We start from the raw sequence: 20,386 nt of genomic DNA, 5'->3' as shown, positions 1-20,386 counted from the left end.
CCCCGCCCCCCCCCCCCCCCCCCCCCCCCCCCCCCCCCCCCCCCCCCCGCCCCCCCCCCCGCGCCCGCCCCCCCCCCCCCCCCCCCCCCCCGGGGGAGCGGGCGACGCGCCCGCGCGCGAGCGGGCCGCGGTCGCGCCGGCGGACCCGTTCCGCACCCGGCGGCTCGAGGTGCCCGGCGTCGGCGCGGGCGCGGCCGGGCGGCGGTCCAAGGCGCGCGCCGAGCGCGGGCGGGTCGTCGGCTCCACCCGCCCGTCCGGGCCGGTGACCCGGCTGCACCTGGTCGACACCGTGCTCGCCGCCGCGCCGCACCAGCGGACCCGCGGGCGCACCGGCCCGGGGCTGCGGGTGGCGCGCGAGGACCTGCGCCAGGCCACGCTCGAGGGCCGCGAGGGCAACCTCGTGCTGTTCGTCGTCGACGCCAGCGGCTCGATGGGCTCGCGGGCGCGGATGGGCGCGGTCAAGGGTGCGGTGCTGTCCCTGCTGCTCGACGCCTACCAGCGCCGCGACAAGGTCGGCCTGGTCACCTTCCGCGGCGCCGACGCCGAGCTCGCGCTGCCGCCCACCTGGTCGGTCGAGGCCGCCGCGGCCCGGCTGCGCGAGCTGCCCACCGGCGGGCGCACGCCGCTGGCCGCGGGGCTGCTGCGCGCGGAGGAGACGCTGCGGGTGGAGCGGGTCCGCGACCCCCGGCGACGTCCGCTGCTGGTCGTCGTCACCGACGGGCGGGCCACCGGCGCTCGCGGCTCCGACGCGCTCGGCGCCGCGCACACGGCCGCCCGGCGGCTGGGCGAGGCGGGCACGGCGGCGGTCGTCGTCGACTGCGAGTCCGGGCCGGTGCGGCTGGGCCTCGCCGGCGTCCTCGGCACCCACCTCGGCGCGCAGACCCTCCGGCTGGAGGAGCTCGCCGCCGAGTCGCTCGCGGCCACCGTCCGCTCCGTGCGAGAGGCGGCCTGACCGTGCCGAAGGGACAGGTCGCCGTCGTCCCGCAGGACGGGCTGACGACGCGGCAGCGCCGCAACCGGCCGCTGCTCGTCGTGCACACCGGCGAGATGAAGGGCAAGTCCACCGCCGCCTTCGGCATGGCGATGCGCGCGTGGAACCAGGGCTGGTCCGTCGCGGTCTACCAGTTCGTCAAGAGCGCGAAGTGGCGGGTCGGCGAGGAGAACGCGCTGACCGCGCTGGGCCGGCTGCACGAGCAGACCGGCGAGGGCGGGCCGGTGGTCTGGCACAAGATGGGCTCGGGCTGGAGCTGGTCGCGCCGGCAGGGCACCGAGGTCGACCACGCCGCCGACGCCGCCGAGGGCTGGGCGCAGATCAAGCGCGACCTCGCCGCCGAGGCGCACCGCTTCTACGTCCTCGACGAGTTCACCTACCCGCTGAAGTGGGGCTGGGTGGACGTCGACGACGTCGTCGGGACCCTCACGCACCGGCCCGGCACCCAGCACGTGGTGGTCACCGGGCGGGACTCGCCGCAGGCGCTGGTCGACGCCGCCGACCTGGTGGTCGAGATGACCAAGGTCAAGCACCCGATGGACGCCGGCCAGAAGGGCCAGCGGGGGATCGAGTGGTGAGCGGGGTGGGCCGGGTCCCGAGGCTCGTGGTCGCCGCTCCGAGCAGCAACGCGGGCAAGACGTCGATCGCCACCGGGCTGGTCGCCGCGCTGACCGGCCGGGGGCTGGCCGTGTCCCCGCACAAGGTCGGCCCCGACTACATCGACCCCGGCTACACCGGCCTGGCCGCCGGCCGCCCGGGCCGCAACCTCGACCCGGTGCTGCAGGGCGGGGAGCGCGTCGTCCCGCTGTTCCTGCACGGCGCGCGCGGAGCCGACGTCGCCGTCGTCGAGGGCGTGATGGGCCTGTTCGACGGCGCCACCTCCCCCGACGTCGAGCCCGGCTTCGCCTCGACGGCGCACGTCGCGCGGCTGCTGCGGGCGCCGGTGGTGCTGGTCGTCGACGCGAGCGCACAGGCGCAGAGCGTGGCCGCGCTGGTGCACGGGTTCGCCACCTTCGACCCGCGGGTCCGCCTGGGCGGCGTGGTGCTCAACCGCGTGGGCAGCGACCGGCACGAGGCGATCCTGCGCGAGGCGCTGGACGCGGCCGGGGTGCCGGTGCTCGGCGCGGTCCGCCGGCTGGACGCCCTCGGCACGCCGTCCCGGCACCTCGGGCTGGTGCCGGCCGCCGAGCGCTCGGCCGAGGCGCTGGCCACGGTCCGCCGCCTCGGCGAGGTGGTCGGCGCCGGGGTCGACCTCGACGCCGTCCTGCGGCTGGCCCGGTCCGCACCCGACCTCGCGGACACCCCGTGGGACCCGGCCGCCGAGGTCACCCCCGTCGCCGGGCGGCCGCGGATCGCCGTCGCGGGCGGGCCGGCGTTCACCTTCGGCTACGCGGAGAACGCCGAGCTGCTCGCCGCGGCCGGCGCCGAGGTGGTGACCGTCGACCCGCTGCGTGACGAGGCGCTCCCCGCCGGGACCGCGGGGCTGGTCGTGGGCGGCGGGTTCCCCGAGGTCTACGCCGACCAGCTGTCGGCCAACACGCCGCTGCGGGACGCCATCGCGGCCCTGGCCGCCCGCGGCGGCCCGGTGGCCGCCGAGTGCGCCGGGCTGCTCTACCTCTCGCGCGAGCTCGACGGCGCGCCGATGTGCGGCGTCCTCGACGTCGCGACGGCGATGACGCCGCGGCTGACCCTCGGCTACCGCGCCGCGGTGGCCCTGTCCGACAGCGTCCTGGCGCCGGCCGGCACCCGGGTGCGCGGGCACGAGTTCCACCGCACGCACGCGCTCCCCGGCGCCGGCCCCACCCCGGCCTGGCGGTGGCCCGGGGGCGGGCCCGAGGGGTTCGTCGCCGGCTCCGTGCACGCCTCCTACCTGCACCTGCACTGGGCCGGCTCGCCGGCCCTGGCCGAACGGTTCGTGGCCGCCTGCGCGGCGGCCGTCCCGGAGGGGGCGCGCCATGCACGTCGCTGAGGGCTTCCTGCCGGTGCCGCACGCGCTCGGCTGGACCGTCGCCGCCGCGCCGTTCGTCGTACACGGGGCCCGGGCGGTGGTGCGCGAGGTGCGCGAGCACCCCGAGTCCACGCTGCTGCTCGGCGCGGCCGGGGCGTTCACCTTCGTGCTCAGCGCGATCAAGCTGCCCTCGGTCACCGGCAGCTCGAGCCACCCGACCGGCACCGGCGCCGGGGCGGTGCTGTTCCGGCCGCCGGTGATGGCGCTGCTCGGCACGGTCGTCCTGCTGTTCCAGGCGCTGCTGCTGGCCCACGGCGGGCTCACCACGCTCGGCGCCAACGCCTTCTCCTTCGCCGTCGTCGGGCCGTGGGCCGGGTACGGCGCCTACCGGCTGGCGCGGGCGCTGGGTGCCGGGCTGCTGCCCGGCGTCTTCGTCGCCCTCGCGCTGGCCGACCTCGCCACCTACGTGACGACGTCGCTGCAGCTCGCGCTGGCCTTCCCCGACGCCGACGGCGGCTTCCTCGCCGCGGCGGTGAAGTTCCTCGGCGTCTTCGCGGTCACCCAGGTCCCGCTGGCGGTCGGCGAGGGCCTGCTGGGCGTGCTGCTGTTCCGGGTGCTCACCGTCAACGCCCGGCCGGAGCTCGAGCGCCTGGGCCTGCTGCGCCCGGCCGCCGCGGAGGAGGTCCGGTGACCCGCCGCCGTCTGGTCACCGCCCTGCTGGTGCTCGCGGTGGTGGCCCTGTTCGCCCTCCCGCTCGCCCTCCACGGCGGCGCCTCCGACTACGCCGGCTCCGACAGCCGGGCCACCGAGGCGATCGAGGAGTCCGGCTACACGCCGTGGTTCGAGTCGGTGTTCTCGCCGTCGTCGGCCGAGGTCGAGTCGGGGCTGTTCGCGCTGCAGGCCGCCCTCGGCGGCGGCGTGCTCGGCTACGTGCTGGGCCGGCTGCGCGGCCGGCGGCAGGCGCGGGAGCAGCAGGCCGCCCCGCCCCGCGAGGCGCCGTGACGGGGCTGGCGGTCGACGACGCCGCCTGGGCCAGCGCCTGGCGGACCCGCTCGCCGGTGGACAAGCTGCTGCTCACCGGCGGCCTGGTCGTCTGCGCGCTGGTGCTGCCGGTGTGGCCGGGCAGCGTGCTGGTCGCGGCCACCGCCGTGGTCCTCGCGCTGGGCCCGGCGCGGGTGCCGGCGCGCACCTTCGGCCGCGCGGTGCGCTGGCCGCTGGCCTTCGTCGCCGTCGGTGCGCTGACCGCCGTCGTCTCCGTGGGCGACGGCGACCCCGGCTGGGCGCCGGACGCCGCGGAGCGGGCCGGCGCGCTGGTCGGGCACTCGGTCGCCGGCGGCGCCGCGGTGCTGCTGCTGGCCACCACCACGCCGATGACCGACCTGCTGGCCGCGCTGCGCCGGCTGCGCGTCCCGGCGGCCGTCGTCGAGGTGGCCGGGGTGACCTACCGGCTGCTGTTCGTGCTGCTGGAGAGCCTGCGCACGATCCGCGAGGCGCAGACCGCGCGGATGGGCCACTCGACCTGGCGCCGCTCGTACCGCTCCTCCGGTGCGCTGGCGGCCGCGGTGCTCACCCGGTCCTTCGACCGCGCCCGCCGGCTGCAGGAGGGCCTGGCCGGCCGCGGGATGGAGACCGGGCTGCGGGTGCTGCCGGAGTCCCGGCCCTCGTCCCGCGGCTTCCTCGCCGCCACCGCCGCGGGGCTCGCCGCGCTCGTCGCCGTCGGCGTGCTGGCGTGAGCCACCGGACGCTGACCGCCGAGGGCCTCGTCGTCGGCTACGCGCGCGGCCGCCGGGTGCTGGAGGGCGCCTCGCTCACCGTCCCGGCCGGGCGCCGGCTGGCGGTGCTGGGCGCCAACGGCTCGGGCAAGACGACGCTGCTGCGCTGCCTGTCCGGCGCGCTGCGCCCGGACGCCGGCGGGGTGGCCGTCGACGGCGCGCTGCTGCACCACACCCGCCGCGGCCTGCGCGCGCACCGGCAAGAGGTCCAGCTGGTCCTGCAGGACCCCGACGACCAGCTGTTCAGCGCCTCGGTGGCCCAGGACGTCTCCTTCGGCCCGCTCAACCTCGGCCTGCCCGAGGACGAGGTGCGCACCCGGGTGGCCGAGGCGCTGGCGCTGCTCGCCGTCGACGGCCTGGCCGGGCGGCCCACCCACCAGCTGTCCTACGGCGAGCGCAAGCGGGTGGCGATCGCCGGCGCGGTGGCCATGCGCCCCTGCGTGCTGCTGCTCGACGAGCCCACCGCCGGCCTCGACCCCTCCGCCGTCGTCGAGGCGCTGGCCGCGCTCGACCGGCTGCAGGCCTCCGGCTCCACCGTCGTGATGAGCACGCACGACGTCGACCTCGCGCTGGCCTGGGCCGACGAGGTCGCCGTCGTCGTCGACCGGCGGGTCGTGCAGGGCCCGCCCGAGGAGCTCCTCGCCGACGACGGCCTGCTCGCCCGCGCCCGCCTCGACCGGCCCTGGGCGCTCACCGTCGGCGCCCGGCTGCGCGAGCTCGGCCTGCTGCCCGCCGGCCCGCTCCCCCGCGACGCCGCCGCGCTGCTCGCCGCCCTCCCCGACCGGCCGGGCGTGACCCGGTGGACGTGACCGTCGGCGTCGGCGCGGTCCCCGGGGTGGCCGCGCACGAGGTGCTCGCCGCCGTCGACGCCGTCCTGCCGCCGGGCGCCCGGGTGGCCCGGCTGGCCACCCTCGACGCGCGCGCCGCCGAGCCCGGCCTGGTCGCCGCCGCGGCCGCCCGTGGCTGGCCGCTCACCGGCCACCCCGCCGCGGAGCTCGCCCGGGTCGCCGTGCCCTCGCCCTCGGCGCGGGTGGCCGCGGCGGTGGGCACCGCGTCGGTGGCCGAGGCCGCGGCCCTGCTCGGCGGCGCCCGGCTGGTGGTGGGCAAGACGGTGCACGGCCGCGTGACCGCCGCGGTGGCGGTGTCCTCGCCGGGTGGGGGGCCGGAGGCCCTCCGGACGGCGGAGACGGACCGGCTCCACGCGACCGGGGGACGGTAGGTGGCCGCGGTCGGAGCCCGGAGGGCGGCAGACGGCATCGACCTGGACCACCACGGCGACCTCGAGCTGGCCCCCGGCCTCACCGACCTCGCGGTCAACGTGCGCGCCGGCACGCCTCCGCCGTGGCTGCGGGCGGTGCTGCGGCGGGCCCTCGACGACGTCGCCGCCTACCCCGACGCCCGCCCGGCCCGCGCCGCGGTGGCCGCCGCGCACGGCCGCGACCCCGCCGAGGTGCTGCTCACCGCCGGCGCCGCCGAGGCGTTCGTGCTGCTCGCCCGCGCGGTCCGGCCGCGGCGGGCGGTGGTGGTGCACCCGTCGTTCACCGAGCCGGAGGCGGCGCTGCGCGCGGCCGGGCACCCGGTCGAACGGCTGCTGCTGGAGCCGCCGTCCTACCGCCTGCGGGACGTGCCCGACGACGCCGACCTCGTGGTCCTGGGCAACCCGACCAACCCGACGTCGGTGCTGCACCCGGCCGCCGCCGTCGCCGCGCTCGCCCGCCCCGGGCGGGTGCTGCTGGTCGACGAGGCCTTCGCCGACACCGTGCCCGGCGAGCCGGCGTCCCTGGCCGGCCGTCCCGACCTGCCCGGCCTGCTCGTCGTGCGCAGCCTGACCAAGACCTGGGGGCTGGCCGGGTTGCGGGTCGGCTACGCGCTCGGCCCCGCGGACCTGGTCGCCGCGATGGCCGCCGCCCAGCCGCACTGGCCGCTGTCCACGCCCGCGCTGGCCGCGGCGGTCGCCTGCACCACGCCGGCCGCCCGGGCCGAGGCCGACGCCGCCGCCCGCGCGCTGGCCGGTCACCGCGCCGCCCTGCTGGCCGCGCTGCCGGCCGGCGTGACCGTCCTCGGGGAGCCGCGGTCGTCGTTCGTGCTGCTGCGGGTGCCCGGCGGTGGGCGGGTGCGCGCGGCGCTGCGCGAGCGCGGGTGGGCGGTGCGCCGCGGCGACACCTTCCCCGGGCTGGACGGCGACCACCTCCGCGTCGCCGTCCGCGACCCCGCCACCTCGCGTGCGTTCGCCGCGGACCTCGCTGCGATCCTTGGAACCGAGATCCCCGACGCCGACGACGTCGTCGCGACCGGCCGCCGTCCCGGAGGAGCACCGCTGAACACCCACCCGACCCCGTCCGCGGGCCGCGGACCGGTCCCGTGAACGCGACGCCCGTCGACCCCGGGTCCGGGGTCGTCTACCCCGTCGGCCTGCGCCTGCTCGACCGCCGCGTCGTGGTGGTCGGCGGCGGGCAGGTCGCGCACCGCCGGGTGGCCGGGCTGCTCGAGGCCCGCGCGCGGGTGACCGTCGTCAGCCCGGAGGTCACCCCGGCGCTGGAGGCGCTGGTCGTGCCCGGCTCGCTGACCTGGGTGCGCCGCGGCTGGCAGCCCGGCGACCTCGACGGCGCCTGGTACGCGGTGGCCGCCACCGACGACCCCGCCGTCAACGCCGCGGTCGCCGAGGAGGCCGAGCGGCTGCGGGTGTTCTGCGCCCGCGCCGACGACCGGTCGGCCTCCACCGTCTGGACCCCCGCCGTCGGCCGGCAGGGCGACCTGGTGATCGGCGTGCACGGCGGCGGGGACCCGCAGCGGGCGGTCGGCGTGCGCGACGCCGTCGTCGCGGGGCTGGCCGACGGCAGCATCCGCGACCGCGCCGCCCGCGAGCCGCAGGGCGGCCGGGCCGGCAGCGTGGTGCTCGTCGGCGGCGGGCCGGGCGATCCCGGGCTGATCACCGTGCGCGGGCAGCAGGCGGTCGCGCAGGCCGACGTGGTGCTGGCCGACCACCTGGCACCGCAGTCGCTGCTGGCCTCGCTGCCGCCGGAGGTCGAGGTCATCGACGCCTCGAAGCTGCCGCGCGGCCGGTCGATGGCGCAGGAGCAGATCAACGCGCTGCTGGTCGAGCACGCGCTGGCCGGCCGGCGGGTGGTGCGGCTCAAGGGCGGCGACCCGTTCGTCTTCGGCCGCGGCATGGAGGAGCTCGAGGCGTGCGTCGCCGCGGGCGTGCCGGTCGAGGTGGTGCCCGGCGTGACCAGCGCCATCGCGGTGCCGGCGCTCGCCGGCATCCCGGTCACCCACCGCGGGCTGACCCACGAGTTCGTCGTCGTCTCCGGGCACGTGCCGCCCGGGCACCCGCAGTCGCTGGTGGACTGGGCGGCGCTCGGGCGGCTGCGCGGGACGGTCGTCGTGCTCATGGGCGTGGACACCGCCGGGGCGATCGCCGCGGCGCTGGTCGAGCACGGCCGGGCGCCGGACACGCCGGTCGCCGTCGTCGCCGACGGGTCCACGGCCACCCAGCGCGCGGTCCGGACCACGCTGGCCGGCCTGGCGGGGACGCTGGCCGACGAGGGCATCCGCCCGCCGGCCGTCTGGGTCGTGGGCGAGGTCGTCGCCCTGGGGACGCGGCTGTAACCCGTGCGCGCGCTCGCGGTCGCCCTGGCCCCGGTGCTGCTGGTCCAGGGCGCGGGTGTCTGCCGCCGCACGCCGGTGCTGCCGGAGGCGCCCGGGCCGCGCGCCGGCGTCGTCCCCGGGGGCGGGCCGCCGCTGACCGTGGCGGTCGTCGGGGAGTCGCCGGCCGCGGGCGTCGGGGTCGCCACGCAGGAGGACGGGCTCGCCGCCCGGTTCGCCGCCGCGCTGGCCGGGCGCAGCGGCCGGGAGGTGCACTGGCGGCTGGCGGCGCGCACCGGGACCACGGTCGCTCGGGCCCTCGGGCTGCTGGTCCCCGGGCTGGCCGGCCCGCCCGCCGACGTCGTCCTGGTCGCGTTCGGCGTCAACGACACGCTGCGGCTGCGCTCGCCGGGCGCCTGGCGCCGCGACGTGACCGCGCTGCTCGCCGCCCTGGCGCCGCTGACCGCGCCCGGCGGCGTCGTCGTGCTGGCCGGGCTGCCGGACCTCGGCCGCTTCCCCACCCTGCCGCAGCCGCTGCGCGGGGTGCTCGGCCGCCAGGCCCGGGCGCTCGACGCCGAGCTGGGGCGCCTGGCTCGCCCGGGCGTCCGGCACGCGCCGGCGCCGCCGCTGGACGGGCCCGGGCTGTTCGCCGCGGACGGCTTCCACCCGGGCGCCGCGGCCTGCGCACTCTGGGCCGAGGCGCTGGCCGCCACAGCACTTCCGCTGCCGATGTAGCAGTCCTACTATCGCGGGACACCACCGGCTCCCCTGCGCGGAGGCCCTGATGCCCGTGTCCCCTCCGGTGTCCGACCCCGTCGTCGAGGTGCGCGGCCTGCGCATGACCTACGGCACCCACGAGGTGCTGACCGGCGTCGACCTCACCGTCTCGGCCGGCGAGGTGGTCTGCCTGCTCGGCCCCAACGGCGCCGGGAAGACGACGACGATCGAGATCCTGGAGGGCTTCCGGGTCCGCTCGGCCGGGGAGGTCCGGGTGCTCGGGGAGGACCCGGCGCGCGCCGGCGACGCGTGGCGGGCGCGGGTGGGCGTGGTCCTGCAGTCCTGGCGCGACCACGCCCGGTGGACGCCCCGCCGCCTGCTGACCCAGCTCGGCGGCTACTACGCGCCGTACTCGACGCCCGACCGCCCGCGCCCGTACGACGTCGACCGGCTCCTGGACACCGTCGGGCTGACCGAGCACGCCGACCGCAAGATCGTCACCCTCTCCGGCGGGCAGCGGCGGCGGCTGGACGTCGCGGTCGGCATCATCGGCCGTCCCGAGCTGCTCTTCCTCGACGAGCCGACCGCCGGGTTCGACCCGCAGGCCCGCCGCGACTTCCACGAGCTGGTGCACCGGCTGTCCGACCTCGAGGGCACCAGCATCCTGCTGACGACGCACGACCTCGCGGAGGCGGAGAAGCTGGCCGACCGCATCCTGATCCTGGCCGGCGGCCGGATCGTCGCCGACGGCAGCGCGGAGGAGCTCGGCCGCCAGGTCGCCGGCACCGCGGAGGTGCGCTGGGCGTGCGGCCCCGAGCGGTTCGTGCACCCCACCACCGACGTCGTCGCCTTCGTCCGCCGCCTGTTCGAGCAGCACGGCGACGAGCTGACCGACCTGGAGGTCCGGCGGGCGAGCCTCGAGGACACCTACCTGGCGATGGTGCAGCGGCTCGAGTCCGGCGCCCGGACCGAGCCGGTGCTGGAGGAGGCCGCGCGGTGAACCCGACCCGGAACGCGATCGCCCTGGGCCTGCGCCGGGGCTGGCGGGAGTTCCTGCAGAGCGTGCGCAGCCCGCAGGACCAGGGGTTCTACCTGTTCACCGCCGTGGGCACGCTGCTCCTGCTGTGGTTCAACCGGGACAACGAGATCGGGGACAGCGGGCTGACGTACCCGACGTACGCGCTGCCGAGCATCCTCGGCGGGCTGCTGGCCTTCGGTCTGGTGATCGGCCCCGCGTTCGACCTGGCCATGCAGCGGGAGGACGGCACGCTCCTGCGGCACAAGGCGCTGCCCCACGGCATGCAGGGCTACGTCACCGGGCAGCTCACCTACCAGTCGCTGAACCTGGTGCCGTCGCTGCTCACGATCCTGGTGCCGAGCTTCCTGCTCTTCGACGGGCTCATGCACGGCGGCGGCGCAGGCTGGCTCACGGTGGCCTGGGTCGTCGTCCTCGGCCTGCTGGCGACGCTGCCGCTCGGGATGCTGCTGGGCTCGGTCGTCCCCAGCACCCAGAAGGTGGGCACCTGGGGGATGCTGCCCGTCCTCGTCCTCACCGCGATCTCGGGGATCTTCTTCCCGCTGCAGTCGCTGTGGGGCTGGGTGCAGGGGGTCGCCCAGGTGTTCCCCGTGTACTGGATCGGCCTCGGCCTCCGGTCGGCCTTCCTGCCCGACGCCGCGGTGACCCTCGAGGTGGGCGACTCCTGGCGCACCGGCACGACGGTGCTGGTGCTCGCCGCCTGGGCGGTGTCCGGGGCGCTGGTCACCCCGCGGGTGTTGCGCCGGATGGCCCGCCGGCAGTCGGGGTCGCAGGTCGAGGCGGCCCGCGAGGCCTCGCTGCAGTGGGTGCGGTGACCGCGGACCGGGGCCAGGACGCGGTCTACAACCGGATCGCCCTGCTGCGGGCCGAGCAGGGCGTGACCCGGCGGGAGCTGGCCGACGCCCTCGGCGTCCACTACCAGACGGTCGGCTACCTGGAGCGCGGCGAGTACAACCCCAGCCTGCACCTGGCGCTGCGCATCGCGGAGTTCTTCGGGCTCCCGGTCGAGGTGGTCTTCTCCACCCGGCCGTTCCCGCGGATCAGCGACGTCGCCCGCCCGGCGCCCGGCGACCCGCCTGCGGCGGCCGGCTAGACGACCCGGGCGAAGACGACGGTGTTCTCCTCGCTGGCGCCGGCGGACTCGTCGAACTCGCCGCCGCAGGTGACCAGCGCGAGGTCGGCGCCGGCCGGGTGCCCGTTCAGCGTGTCGGCCAGCGCGGAGGTCGCCTTGTCCAGCCCGGTCACGGGGTCACCCAGCACCTCGAGCCGCAGCCAGGCGCCGCCGGCGTCGACCAGGACCACCTCGTCGCCCGGGGACAGCTCCGGCAGCCGGTCGAACACCGCGCCGCCCGCGGCCCCGGCGTGGCCGAGCACGACGGCCATCTGCCCGGACCCGGGCGCCGGCCCGTCGGACCACCACGACGTCGTGCGCATCGACTGCGGCACGCCGTAGCCGTCGACGGGCTCGCCGGTGAACGGGTTCTCGTACCGCACCGTCCCGCGGGACTCGACCGCGGTGTCGACGCCGAGGGCCGGGACCGCGATCCGCGCCGGCACGACCGGGCCCCCGGCCGGGGTGGCGGCGGCCGGCAGGGCGGGCACCTCCCCGGTCGCCGGCACCGCCACCAGCGAGGCGGCCGGGGGCGCCGCGGCGGCGTCGGCCGCCGGGCGCCCCGTCCAGACGAACACGCCGGCCCCGGCGAGGAGGACGACGAGGAAGACCAGCAGCGGCAGGCGCTGGCCCGACAGCTCCCTAGCGACCGACCGCACGGGACCGCGCCCGGGAGACGGCGGCACCTGCGCCGCCCGCGACCAGGAGGGCACCGCCCAGCGCGGCCAGCGGGACCGCCGCGCCGGGCCCCTCGGTCTCGACGCCCTCGTCCCCGCCGGTCGGCGCGTAGCCGAGGTACTGCACGGGCTGCTGGGCCGCGGGCGCGGCGGCCGGCGCGGCGTGCGGGGCCTCCGGAGCGGGCCCCGGCGCCGGCGGCTCGGGGGCCTCCGGCGGGGCGGGCAGGCAGGCCTGGAACGCCGCGATCAGCGCCTCGACGTCGGCTGCCACGTCAGCGGCGCCGGCCCCGAGCACGGCCGGGTCCAGTGCCGGCGGCTGCCCGGCGGCCAGGCCGGTCAGTGCCCGCTGCAGCCCGGTGGCCAGCTCCTGCACGGCCGCCGCGGGGTCCTGGGCCAGCACGCCGTCGAGCAGGTCCTGCACGCGGTCGGCCACCCCCTGGACGCAGTGCTCCGGCACGCCGAGCGGGGTGAGCGCGGACTGCAGGCCCTGCACGAGCGCCTCCGGCAGCGGCGGGACCGGGCCCTCCTCCGCGGGGGCAGGCTCGGAGGGGCCCTCCTGGTCGACGCCCGGTGGCGGGACCGCATCGGTGCCGGGCAGCACCGGGGGATCGGCGGGGACGTCGCCCTGCCCGGTCACGGTCTGCCCGAGCGTCGTGACGACCTCGCCCAGCGGATCGGCGGGGGCGTCGCCCGGCGCGGCCGCGGCGACGCCGGGCGTCGCGACCGCCGCGGCGACCAGGCCGGCGACGAGGAGCGCCCGGCGGCCGCGTGGCCTGCGGGACGGGGAACGGCGAGCGGACGACAACGGGACCCCCCGGGGATGTCAGGACGCGAGCTGCGTCACTGTCCGGGGGGAACGACCGTGACAGTGATCGGTGACGGACCCCTCCGCCCGGGCGGCCCGCCGTCACGCTCCGGAGTGGACCGGTCACCATTGCGGCAGCGGCTAGATGTTGGCGCCGTCCGGTGGGGGTCCCTCGGGCAGCGGGGCGGCGAAGCCGCCGCCCTCGTTGCCGGGCGCGGGCATGCCGACCGTGTAGGAGGTCATCGACAGCGACCCGTAGGCGTAGCCGTCGACCAGCACCTCCGCCGTCGTCCCGGTGGCCCCGGCCATGCCGGCGACGTACAGCAGCGGCAGGAAGTGGTCGGGCGTGGGGACGGCGAGGTCGAAGTCCCGGTGCCCGTCGAGGCGGCCCACCGCGCCGGGGTCGGTGAGCATGGCCTCGCGCGCGGCCTGGTCGAAGCGCTGCGCCCAGTCGAAGCCGGCGTCGGGCATCGCGCGGCTGACCCCGCCGAGGTTGTGCACCACGTTGCCGCTGCCGATCACCAGGACGCCGTCCTCGCGCAGCGGCGCCAGGGCCGCGCCCATCTGCAGGTGGTAGTCCGGGCCCTTGAGCGCGTTGATCGACAGCTGCACCACCGGGACGTCCGCGTCGGGGAAGGCGTGCACCAGCACCGACCAGGCGCCGTGGTCGATCCCCCAGCTGTCGAGGTCGGCCCCCACCCAGGTCGGGGACACGACGTCGGACACCTGCTCGTGCAGCTCGGGCAGCCCCGGCGCCTCGTAGGAGACGTCGAACAGCTGGTCGGGGAAACCGAAGAAGTCGTGGATGGTGCGCGGGCGCGGCATCGCCGTCACCGCGGTGGCGTGCACGTACCAGTGCGCGGAGACGACGAGGATCGCCCGCGGCCGGGGCACCGCGCGGCCGAAGGCGCGCCAGGCGTCGGTGTAGCGGTTGCGCTCCAGCGCGTTCAGCGGGTTGCCGTGGCCGATGAAGGCGGCGGGCATGAGGGTCATGCGACTGTCCTCCCCCGGGGGTGACGGCGTCCGGCGGCCCGGTCCCGTCCGGATCATGCCCGCCTCCGACCGGCCCCGCGAGGTGCGCTCAGCCCGCGCGGCCGGCCGGCGGCACCCGGCGCAGCAGCGGGGACAGCCGCCGGGCGCCGGGCCCCTCGGCCGCCGCGGCGTCGCCCGGGTTGGACAGCGCGCACGCCGTCAGCGACAGGCACCCGCAGCCGATGCAGGAGGTGAGGCCGTCGCGCAGCTGCTCGAGCGCGGCGATCTGCGCGTCGAGCCGGTCGCGCCAGCCGCGGGACAGCCGCGCCCAGTCGCGCGCCGAGGGGGTGCGGCCGTCGGGCAGCGTGGCCAGCGCCTCGCGGATCTCCGGCAGCGACAGCCCCACGTTCTGCGCCGCGCGGACGAACGCCAGCCGGCGCAGCACCGAGCGGGGGTAGCGCCGCGCGCCGCCGGGGGTGCGGCTCGCCGCGATGAGCCCCTCGGCCTCGTAGTGGCGCAGGGCCGACGGCGCGAGGCCGGACCGGGCGGCGACCTCCCCGATCGCGAGCAGCTCCACGGCGCCCCCTTGACCTCAAGTCGACTTGAGGTCCCACGGTAGCCGCATGACATCCACCGCAGTGGTCACCGGCGCCTCCCGCGGCCTCGGGCTGGCCCTCGCCACCGAGCTGTCCCGCCGCGGCTGGCGGCTCGTCGTCGACGCCCGGGACGCCGGCCGGCTGGCCGCCGCCGTCGCCGGGCTCCCCCGCCCCGACCTGGTCACCGCCGTGCCGGGCGACGTCGCCGACCCCGCCCACCGCGCCGCGCTGGCCGCCGCCGCCGGCGACCGCCTCGACCTGCTGGTCAACAACGCCTCCGCGCTCGGCCCCACCCCGCTGCCCCGGCTGGCCGACCTCCCGCCGGCGGTGCTGGAGGACCTGCTGCGGACCAACGCCGTCGCCCCGCTCGCGTTGGTGCAGGCCGTGCTGCCGGCCCTCGGGCGCGCCGGCGGGACGGTCGTGTCGATCAGCAGCGACGCCGCCGTCGAGCCCTACCCCGGCTGGGGCGGCTACGGGGCGGGCAAGGCGGCGCTCGACCTGCTCACCGCGGTGCTGGCCGTCGAGCACCCGGCGCTGCGCGTGGTCGCCGTCGACCCCGGCGACATGGCCACCGACATGCACGCCGCCGCCGACCCCGGCGCCGACCCGGCCGACCTGGCCGACCCCGCCGACGTCGCCCCGGCGCTGCTGACGCTGCTCGAGGGCGACCTGCCCGGCCCGCGGGTGCGCGTGGCCGACCTGACGGCGGCGGTGCGCCGGTGACCGCCGTCGCCGTGCCGATGGGGGCGGAGGCCGCCGAGCCGCCGGAGCACCGCGGCCTGACCCGCGACGGCGTGCGGCTGATGGCCGTCCGCCCGGGCAGCCTCACCCACGCCCGGTTCCGCGACCTGCCCGGCCTGCTGGAGCCCGGCGACCTCGTCGTGGTCAACACCTCGGCGACGCTGCCGGCCCGCCTGACCGCCCGCCGGGCCGACGGCTCCCGCACGCCGGTGCACGTCTCGACCACGCTCGACGACGGGACCTGGGTGGTCGAGGTCCGCCGCCCGGCCGACGACGGCCCCGAGACCGGGCTGGAGCCCGGCGCCGCGCTCGCCCTGCCCGGCGGCGTGCGGCTGGTCCTGCGCGCCGGCTTCCCCGACCCCGCGCGCCCCGGCCGGCTGTGGCGGGCGGTCGCCGAGCCGGCCGTCGCCGTCCCCGCCTACCTGGCCCGGCACGGCGAGCCGGTCCGCTACCGCCACCTGCACGGGCCGCCCGCCCTCGACGACGTCCGCAACGTCTACGCCACCGAGCCGGGCAGCGCCGAGAACGCCAGCGCCGGCCGGCCGTTCACCGACCGCCTGCTGGTCCGCCTGATGGCCCGCGGCGTCCCGGTGGTGCCGCTCGTGCTGCACGCCGGCGTCTCCAGCCCCGAGCTGCACGAGCCACCGGCGCCGGAGCGCTACCGGGTGCCGGAGGTCACCGCGCGGCTGGTCACCGCGACGCGGGCGGCCGGGCGGCGGGTGGTCGCGGTCGGCACCACCGTCACCCGGGCGCTGGAGACGGTGACCGGCGAGGACGGCGTCACCCGGCCCGGCGAGGGCTGGACCGACCTGGTGCTGGGGCCGGAGCGCCCGGCCCGCGCGGTGACCGGGCTGGTCACCGGCCTGCACGAGCCCGAGGCCAGCCACCTGCTGCTGCTCGAGGCGGTGGCCGGCCGGGACCTGGTCGCGCGCGCCTACGAGGCGGCCGCGGCCGGCGCCTACCTGTGGCACGAGTTCGGCGACTCGATGCTCTTCCTCCCCTGACCCGGGCTCCTCACCAGAGCCCGGCGGCGGCCTCCAGCAGCACCTGCCGGTCCGCCGGCGGGCGCGCCGGGCAGGCGGTGCACATCGGCTGGCCCGGCACGCGGACCAGCAGGCAGCAGGAGGCGCGGCGGACGAACCGGACGCCGCCGACGTCGGTGTACCGGGGGACGGGCATCGGCTCGCCGACGGCCGCGGCGAGCGGCGCGGCCAGCGCGGTGACCGTCCCCACGTCGCCGAGCGCCCGGCCGACGGCGAGCAGCCGGCCGGCCAGCGAGTCGGTGGCCACGGCCCACAGCGGCCGCTCGCGGACCCCGCCGGCCGCGGCGACAGCCGCGACCGCCGACCCCAGGGCCTCCCGCAGCTCCCCCACCGGGTCCGGGCCCGCGGGCGCCCGCGAGACCCCGGCCAGCACCGTGCCGCCGGCGATCTCGTACAGCGTGGTGTCGGCCAGCCGCGCCGACAGCGGCCGGCCGGCGGCCAGCCCGGCGGCGACCGGCGTCAGCAGCACCGCCGAGGCCGAGTACCACCACACGGTCGCCAGCGCCCGCCGGTCGGTGCTGCGGTAGCGGTGGCCCAGCGCGGTGACCCGATCCGCCGTCCAGTCCGGGTCGGCCAGCAGGGTGGCCGGGAACGGGCGCGCCGACGGCGGGGCGAGCAGGCCGAGGCCGGCGGCCCCGGGCACCCGGGCCGCCACGACCGCCTGCGGCCCGCCGTCCACGGCCCCAGTCTGCTGCAACGACGTTGCGGTCCCCGGCCCCGCGGGCCGCCGGGGCCCCTACGGTGTGTGCTGGGACACGCCGCCAGCCCGGCGTGCGCAGCGACGAGACGGAGGGAGCACACGTGAGCGAGTCGACCGGGTCGGAGGGCCGCCGGTTCCCGGCGCCGGAGCAGCTGGCCGCGTCCGCCAACGTGGGCCCGGACGTGTACGAGCAGGCCGAGCGCGACCGGCTGGCGTTCTGGGAGGAGGCCGCCCGCCGGCTGACCTGGGCCCAGGAGTGGGACGAGGTCCTCGACTGGACGAACCCACCGTTCGCGAAGTGGTTCGTCGGCGGGAAGCTCAACGTCGCCTACAACTGCCTGGACCGGCACGTCGAGGCCGGCCACGGCGACCGGGTCGCCTACCACTGGGAGGGCGAGCCGGGCGACACCCGCACGATCACCTACGCCCAGCTCACCGAGGACGTCTGCCGCGCGGCCAACGCGCTGCTCGAGCTCGGCGTGCAGGCCGGCGACCGGGTCGCGATCTACATGCCGATGATCCCCGAGACGATCGTCGCGATGCTCGCCTGCGCCCGCATCGGCGCGGTCCACATGGTCGTCTTCGGCGGCTTCTCCGCCGACGCGCTGGCCAGCCGGATCACCGACGCCGGCGCCGTCCTGGTGATCACCGCCGACGGCGGCTACCGGCGGGGGGCGCCCAGCGCGCTCAAGCCCGCCGTCGACGACGCCGTGAGCCGCACCGAGGGCGTCCGCAACGTGCTGGTGGTGAAGCGGACCGAGCAGGACGTCGAGTGGACCGAGGGCCGCGACCTGTGGTGGCACGACGTCGTCGACCGGCAGTCGCCCGAGCACACGCCCGAGGCCTTCGACGCCGAGCACCCGCTCTACATCATGTACACGTCCGGGACGACGGCGAAGCCGAAGGGGATCCTGCACACCTCCGGCGGCTACCTCACCCAGGTCGCCTACACGCACTGGGCGACGTTCGACCTCAAGCCGGACACCGACGTCTACTGGACCGCCGCCGACGTCGGCTGGGTCACCGGCCACAGCTACATCGTCTACGGGCCGCTGGCCAACCGGGCGACGTCGGTGGTGTACGAGGGCACCCCGGAGACCCCGCACCGCGGCCGCTGGTTCGAGCTGATCGAGAAGTACCGCGTCTCGATCCTCTACACCGCCCCGACGGTGATCCGGACGTTCATGAAGTGGGGCGAGGACATCCCCGCCGGCTTCGACCTCACCTCGCTGCGGGTGCTCGGCTCGGTCGGCGAGCCGATCAACCCCGAGGCGTGGCTCTGGTACCACCAGAACATCGGCGGCGGCCGGTGCCCGATCGTCGACACCTGGTGGCAGACCGAGACCGGCGCGCACATGATCACGCCGCTGCCCGGCGTCACCGACCTGAAGCCCGGCTCGGCGCAGACGCCGTTCCCCGGCATTTCGGCCAAGGTCGTCGACGACGAGGGCAACGAGCTCGGCGACGACACCACCGGCCTGCTGGTCCTCACGCAGCCCTGGCCGTCGATGCTGCGCACCATCTGGGGCGACGACGACCGCTACGTCGACACCTACTGGTCGCGGTTCGGCAAGGAGGTCTACTTCGCCGGCGACGGGGCCAAGAAGGACGCCGACGGCGACATCTGGCTGCTGGGCCGGGTCGACGACGTCATGAACGTGTCGGGCCACCGGATCTCGACCACCGAGGTCGAGTCCTCGCTGGTCGCCCACCCCGCCGTCGCCGAGGCCGCGGTCGTCGGCGCGTCGGACCCGACCACCGGCCAGGGCATCGTCGCGTTCGTGATCCTGCGCGGGTCGGCCGAGGACTCCGGCGAGGACCTCGTGCAGCAGCTGCGCGCCCACGTGTCCAAGGACATCGGCCCGATCGCCAAGCCGCGCCAGATCATGGTCGTCCAGGAGCTGCCCAAGACCCGCTCGGGCAAGATCATGCGGCGGCTGCTGCGCGACGTGGCCGAGAACCGCGAGCTCGGCGACGTCACCACGCTGACCGACTCCTCGGTCATGAACCTGATCAAGGACAAGCTGCCCGCCAGCAGCGGCTCCGAGGACTGAGGTACTGGAGGCTCTCCGCACGTCCTGACGCCCGGGACGTGCGGAGAGCCTCCTGTGCCTGCGCCGGCCGCCCGATCGGGTTCCGGGTGCGTGATCCGGGCGGTCACGGGGCAAGATCCTCCCCAGGCCGTCCGCGGCCGTCCGAGCAGTCCGACCAGGGAGGAGCCCCCGTGGCCCACAGCGCGTCGACCACCCAGCCCGCCGGGCGGCATGCCGTCAGCGCCGACCCCTCCGTGGGCGTGCTGGTGCAGAGCGCCATGGCCGACGTCTCCACGCTGATCCGCGGGGAGATCGAGCTGGCCAAGTCCGAGATCGGCCGCTCGGCGAAGAAGGCCGGCATCAGCGGCGGGCTGTTCGCCGCCGCCGGCGTGCTCGTGGCCTTCGCCGGCATCTTCCTGTTCATCATGCTCGCCGAGCTCTTCACCTGGCTGGGCCTGCCCCGCTGGGTCTCCTACCTCATCGTCACCGCGGGCCTGCTGCTGATCGCCGGCCTCGCCGCGCTGGTGGGCGTGCGCATGATCAAGCGGATCGACAAGCCGGAGCGGACCCTGGAGTCGCTGCGCGAGCTGCCCGAGGTCATGCACCGCGAGCAGCCGGGCCAGCGGCGCCGCGCGCTGCCGACGGTGAGCAACGGGCGCGTCGAGCGGCGCTCCCCCGACAGCTACCTGGTCTGAGCGCCGCGAAGACCGGGGGCGCCCCCGCCGACGAGCGCCCCGACGCCACCAGCGTCCTGCTGCCCGGTCCCTGGATCCACCGCGACGCCTCGGCCAACGGCGTCCGGCTGCACCTGGCCGAGGCCGGCGAGGGCCCGCTGGTGCTCCTGCTGCACGGCTTCCCCCAGTTCTGGTGGACCTGGCGCGCCCAGCTGCCGGTGCTCGCCGCGGCCGGCTTCCGGGCGGTCGCGCCGGACCTGCGAGGCTACGGCGCCAGCGACAAGCCCCCGCGCGGCTACGACCTGCCGACGGCGGCCGGCGACGTCGCGGCGCTGGTCCGCGCCCTCGGCGAGCGGGACGCCGTCGTCGTCGGGCACGACTGGGGCGGGCTGGTCGCCTGGACGATGGCCGCGCTGCACCCGCGCAGCGTGCGCCGCCTGGTCGTCGTCTCGATGGCCCACCCGCGGCTGCTGCGCGCCGGTCTGCGCGACCCCGCGCAGCGGCGGGCGCTGCGGCACGTCCTGGGCTTCCAGGTCCCCCGGCTGCCCGAGCGGCGGCTGACCCGCACCGACGACGACCCGGTCGCGGAGTTCCTGCGCAACTGGGCGGGGCGGGACTGGACGCACACCGCCGACTTCGCCGAGGCCGTCGAGCGCTACCGGTCCGCCGCGCGGATCCCGCAGGCGGCCTACGGCTCGATGGAGTACTTCCGCTGGGCCGGGCGCTCCCAGCTGCGGCCCGACGGGCTGCGCTACGCCCGCCGGATGGCCGCGCCGGTCACCGCGCCGACCCTGCAGCTGCACGGCGACGGCGACCCGCTGGTGCTGCCGCGGACCGCCCGCGGCTCGGGCCGCTACGTGGCCGGCGCCTACGAGTGGCGCGAGCTCCCCGGCATCGGCCACTTCCCGCCCGAGGAGGCCGCCGCCGCGGTCGGCAGCGCCGTCGCCGACTGGGCCGCGGGATAGGTGACGTGCTGGAACGGCCC

General features: G+C 77.7%; 24 protein-coding genes. 19 read left to right on the top strand and 5 right to left on the bottom strand.

Going from position 1 to position 20,386, the window contains the following annotated elements; translation table 11 throughout:
- Positions 1 to 169 precede the first annotated feature (169 nt).
- From ACI798_RS19045 to ACI798_RS18980, 14 genes are read left to right on the top strand one after another with little or no spacing between them, the layout of a single operon-like run.
- Entirely contained in the window at positions 170 to 952 is a 783-nt protein-coding gene (locus ACI798_RS19045) for a vWA domain-containing protein (RefSeq protein WP_456942972.1), read from the top strand.
- Between the two features lie 2 nt (positions 953 to 954).
- A complete protein-coding gene (gene cobO / locus ACI798_RS19040; RefSeq protein ID WP_457048662.1) occupies positions 955 to 1,569 on the top strand; it encodes a cob(I)yrinic acid a,c-diamide adenosyltransferase in 615 nt (204 codons plus the stop codon).
- Entirely contained in the window at positions 1,566 to 2,960 is a 1,395-nt protein-coding gene (locus ACI798_RS19035) for a cobyrinate a,c-diamide synthase (RefSeq protein WP_457048661.1), read from the top strand. The genes cobO and ACI798_RS19035 overlap by 4 nt, the downstream gene beginning before the upstream one ends.
- The gene (locus tag ACI798_RS19030; RefSeq protein WP_456942969.1) at positions 2,947 to 3,630 is read left to right on the top strand and encodes an energy-coupling factor ABC transporter permease; all 684 of its coding nucleotides are present in this window, start codon (positions 2,947 to 2,949) and stop codon (positions 3,628 to 3,630) included. The genes ACI798_RS19035 and ACI798_RS19030 overlap by 14 nt, the downstream gene beginning before the upstream one ends.
- The gene (locus ACI798_RS19025) at positions 3,627 to 3,941 is read left to right on the top strand and encodes an energy-coupling factor ABC transporter substrate-binding protein (protein WP_457048660.1); all 315 of its coding nucleotides are present in this window, start codon (positions 3,627 to 3,629) and stop codon (positions 3,939 to 3,941) included. The genes ACI798_RS19030 and ACI798_RS19025 overlap by 4 nt, the downstream gene beginning before the upstream one ends.
- Positions 3,938 to 4,672 carry a cobalt ECF transporter T component CbiQ gene (gene cbiQ, locus ACI798_RS19020; RefSeq protein WP_457048659.1) on the top strand — a complete coding sequence of 245 codons (735 nt, stop codon included), beginning with the start codon at positions 3,938 to 3,940 and terminating at the stop codon, positions 4,670 to 4,672. The genes ACI798_RS19025 and cbiQ overlap by 4 nt, the downstream gene beginning before the upstream one ends.
- Complete coding sequence (locus tag ACI798_RS19015; protein WP_457048658.1) at positions 4,669 to 5,520, top strand: energy-coupling factor ABC transporter ATP-binding protein; 852 nt, start codon at positions 4,669 to 4,671, stop codon at positions 5,518 to 5,520. The genes cbiQ and ACI798_RS19015 overlap by 4 nt, the downstream gene beginning before the upstream one ends.
- Positions 5,511 to 5,930 (top strand): cobalamin biosynthesis protein, encoded by a 420-nt coding sequence (locus ACI798_RS19010; RefSeq protein ID WP_457048657.1) that lies wholly within the window; start codon positions 5,511 to 5,513, stop codon positions 5,928 to 5,930. Before ACI798_RS19015 ends, ACI798_RS19010 begins: the two co-directional genes overlap by 10 nt.
- Positions 5,931 to 7,076 (top strand): Rv2231c family pyridoxal phosphate-dependent protein CobC, encoded by a 1,146-nt coding sequence (gene cobC / locus ACI798_RS19005; RefSeq protein WP_456942964.1) that lies wholly within the window; start codon positions 5,931 to 5,933, stop codon positions 7,074 to 7,076.
- Positions 7,073 to 8,320: a uroporphyrinogen-III C-methyltransferase gene (gene cobA / locus ACI798_RS19000; RefSeq protein WP_456942963.1), complete on the top strand. Its 1,248-nt coding sequence runs from the start codon at positions 7,073 to 7,075 to the stop codon at positions 8,318 to 8,320. The genes cobC and cobA overlap by 4 nt, the downstream gene beginning before the upstream one ends.
- Before the next feature lie 3 nt (positions 8,321 to 8,323).
- The gene (locus tag ACI798_RS18995; protein WP_457048656.1) at positions 8,324 to 9,031 is read left to right on the top strand and encodes an SGNH/GDSL hydrolase family protein; all 708 of its coding nucleotides are present in this window, start codon (positions 8,324 to 8,326) and stop codon (positions 9,029 to 9,031) included.
- Positions 9,032 to 9,080: 49 nt separating this feature from the next.
- Positions 9,081 to 10,013 carry an ABC transporter ATP-binding protein gene (locus ACI798_RS18990; protein WP_457048655.1) on the top strand — a complete coding sequence of 311 codons (933 nt, stop codon included), beginning with the start codon at positions 9,081 to 9,083 and terminating at the stop codon, positions 10,011 to 10,013.
- On the top strand, positions 10,010 to 10,864 hold the full coding sequence (locus tag ACI798_RS18985) for an ABC transporter permease (protein WP_456942960.1): 855 nt from the start codon (positions 10,010 to 10,012) through the stop codon (positions 10,862 to 10,864). The genes ACI798_RS18990 and ACI798_RS18985 overlap by 4 nt, the downstream gene beginning before the upstream one ends.
- Positions 10,861 to 11,142 carry a helix-turn-helix transcriptional regulator gene (locus ACI798_RS18980; RefSeq protein ID WP_457048654.1) on the top strand — a complete coding sequence of 94 codons (282 nt, stop codon included), beginning with the start codon at positions 10,861 to 10,863 and terminating at the stop codon, positions 11,140 to 11,142. Before ACI798_RS18985 ends, ACI798_RS18980 begins: the two co-directional genes overlap by 4 nt.
- Here ACI798_RS18980 and ACI798_RS18975 read toward each other — a convergent pair.
- The 4 genes from ACI798_RS18975 to soxR all read right to left on the bottom strand — a co-directional run bounded on the left by ACI798_RS18975 (position 11,139) and on the right by soxR (position 14,191).
- A complete protein-coding gene (locus ACI798_RS18975; protein WP_457048653.1) occupies positions 11,139 to 11,819 on the bottom strand; it encodes a class F sortase in 681 nt (226 codons plus the stop codon). The genes ACI798_RS18980 and ACI798_RS18975 overlap by 4 nt on opposite strands.
- Positions 11,803 to 12,642: a hypothetical protein gene (locus ACI798_RS18970; protein WP_457048652.1), complete on the bottom strand. Its 840-nt coding sequence runs from the start codon at positions 12,640 to 12,642 to the stop codon at positions 11,803 to 11,805. Before ACI798_RS18970 ends, ACI798_RS18975 begins: the two co-directional genes overlap by 17 nt.
- 141 nt (positions 12,643 to 12,783) lie before the next feature.
- Complete coding sequence (ygiD, locus tag ACI798_RS18965; protein WP_456942956.1) at positions 12,784 to 13,635, bottom strand: 4,5-DOPA-extradiol-dioxygenase; 852 nt, start codon at positions 13,633 to 13,635, stop codon at positions 12,784 to 12,786.
- Positions 13,636 to 13,723: 88 nt separating this feature from the next.
- Complete coding sequence (gene soxR, locus ACI798_RS18960) at positions 13,724 to 14,191, bottom strand: redox-sensitive transcriptional activator SoxR (RefSeq protein ID WP_456942955.1); 468 nt, start codon at positions 14,189 to 14,191, stop codon at positions 13,724 to 13,726.
- A 46-nt stretch (positions 14,192 to 14,237) separates the two neighbouring features.
- On the opposite strand from soxR, the gene ACI798_RS18955 reads away from it, so the two are divergent.
- Together ACI798_RS18955 and ACI798_RS18950 are read left to right on the top strand one after the other, a co-directional pair.
- Positions 14,238 to 14,933 (top strand): SDR family NAD(P)-dependent oxidoreductase, encoded by a 696-nt coding sequence (locus ACI798_RS18955; RefSeq protein WP_456942954.1) that lies wholly within the window; start codon positions 14,238 to 14,240, stop codon positions 14,931 to 14,933.
- The gene (locus ACI798_RS18950; RefSeq protein WP_456942953.1) at positions 14,930 to 15,955 is read left to right on the top strand and encodes an S-adenosylmethionine:tRNA ribosyltransferase-isomerase; all 1,026 of its coding nucleotides are present in this window, start codon (positions 14,930 to 14,932) and stop codon (positions 15,953 to 15,955) included. Before ACI798_RS18955 ends, ACI798_RS18950 begins: the two co-directional genes overlap by 4 nt.
- Positions 15,956 to 15,965: 10 nt before the next feature.
- Here the strand turns inward: ACI798_RS18950 and ACI798_RS18945 are convergent, their stop codons facing one another.
- A complete protein-coding gene (locus ACI798_RS18945) occupies positions 15,966 to 16,673 on the bottom strand; it encodes a (2Fe-2S)-binding protein (protein WP_457048651.1) in 708 nt (235 codons plus the stop codon).
- A gap of 122 nt (positions 16,674 to 16,795) precedes the next feature.
- Between ACI798_RS18945 and acs the strand changes: the two genes are divergently transcribed.
- From acs to ACI798_RS18930, 3 genes are all read left to right on the top strand, one after another.
- Positions 16,796 to 18,748 carry an acetate--CoA ligase gene (acs, locus tag ACI798_RS18940; protein WP_457048650.1) on the top strand — a complete coding sequence of 651 codons (1,953 nt, stop codon included), beginning with the start codon at positions 16,796 to 16,798 and terminating at the stop codon, positions 18,746 to 18,748.
- Between the two features lie 170 nt (positions 18,749 to 18,918).
- The gene (locus ACI798_RS18935; RefSeq protein WP_456942950.1) at positions 18,919 to 19,422 is read left to right on the top strand and encodes a phage holin family protein; all 504 of its coding nucleotides are present in this window, start codon (positions 18,919 to 18,921) and stop codon (positions 19,420 to 19,422) included.
- Between the two features lie 140 nt (positions 19,423 to 19,562).
- Entirely contained in the window at positions 19,563 to 20,366 is an 804-nt protein-coding gene (locus ACI798_RS18930) for an alpha/beta fold hydrolase (protein WP_456942949.1), read from the top strand.
- Positions 20,367 to 20,386: the final 20 nt, after the last annotated feature.

This window comes from Geodermatophilus sp. SYSU D01045, from assembly GCF_054050295.1.
The sequence above is the reverse complement of the archived record's forward strand: the minus strand, read 5'-3'. Positions and strand labels throughout refer to the sequence as shown.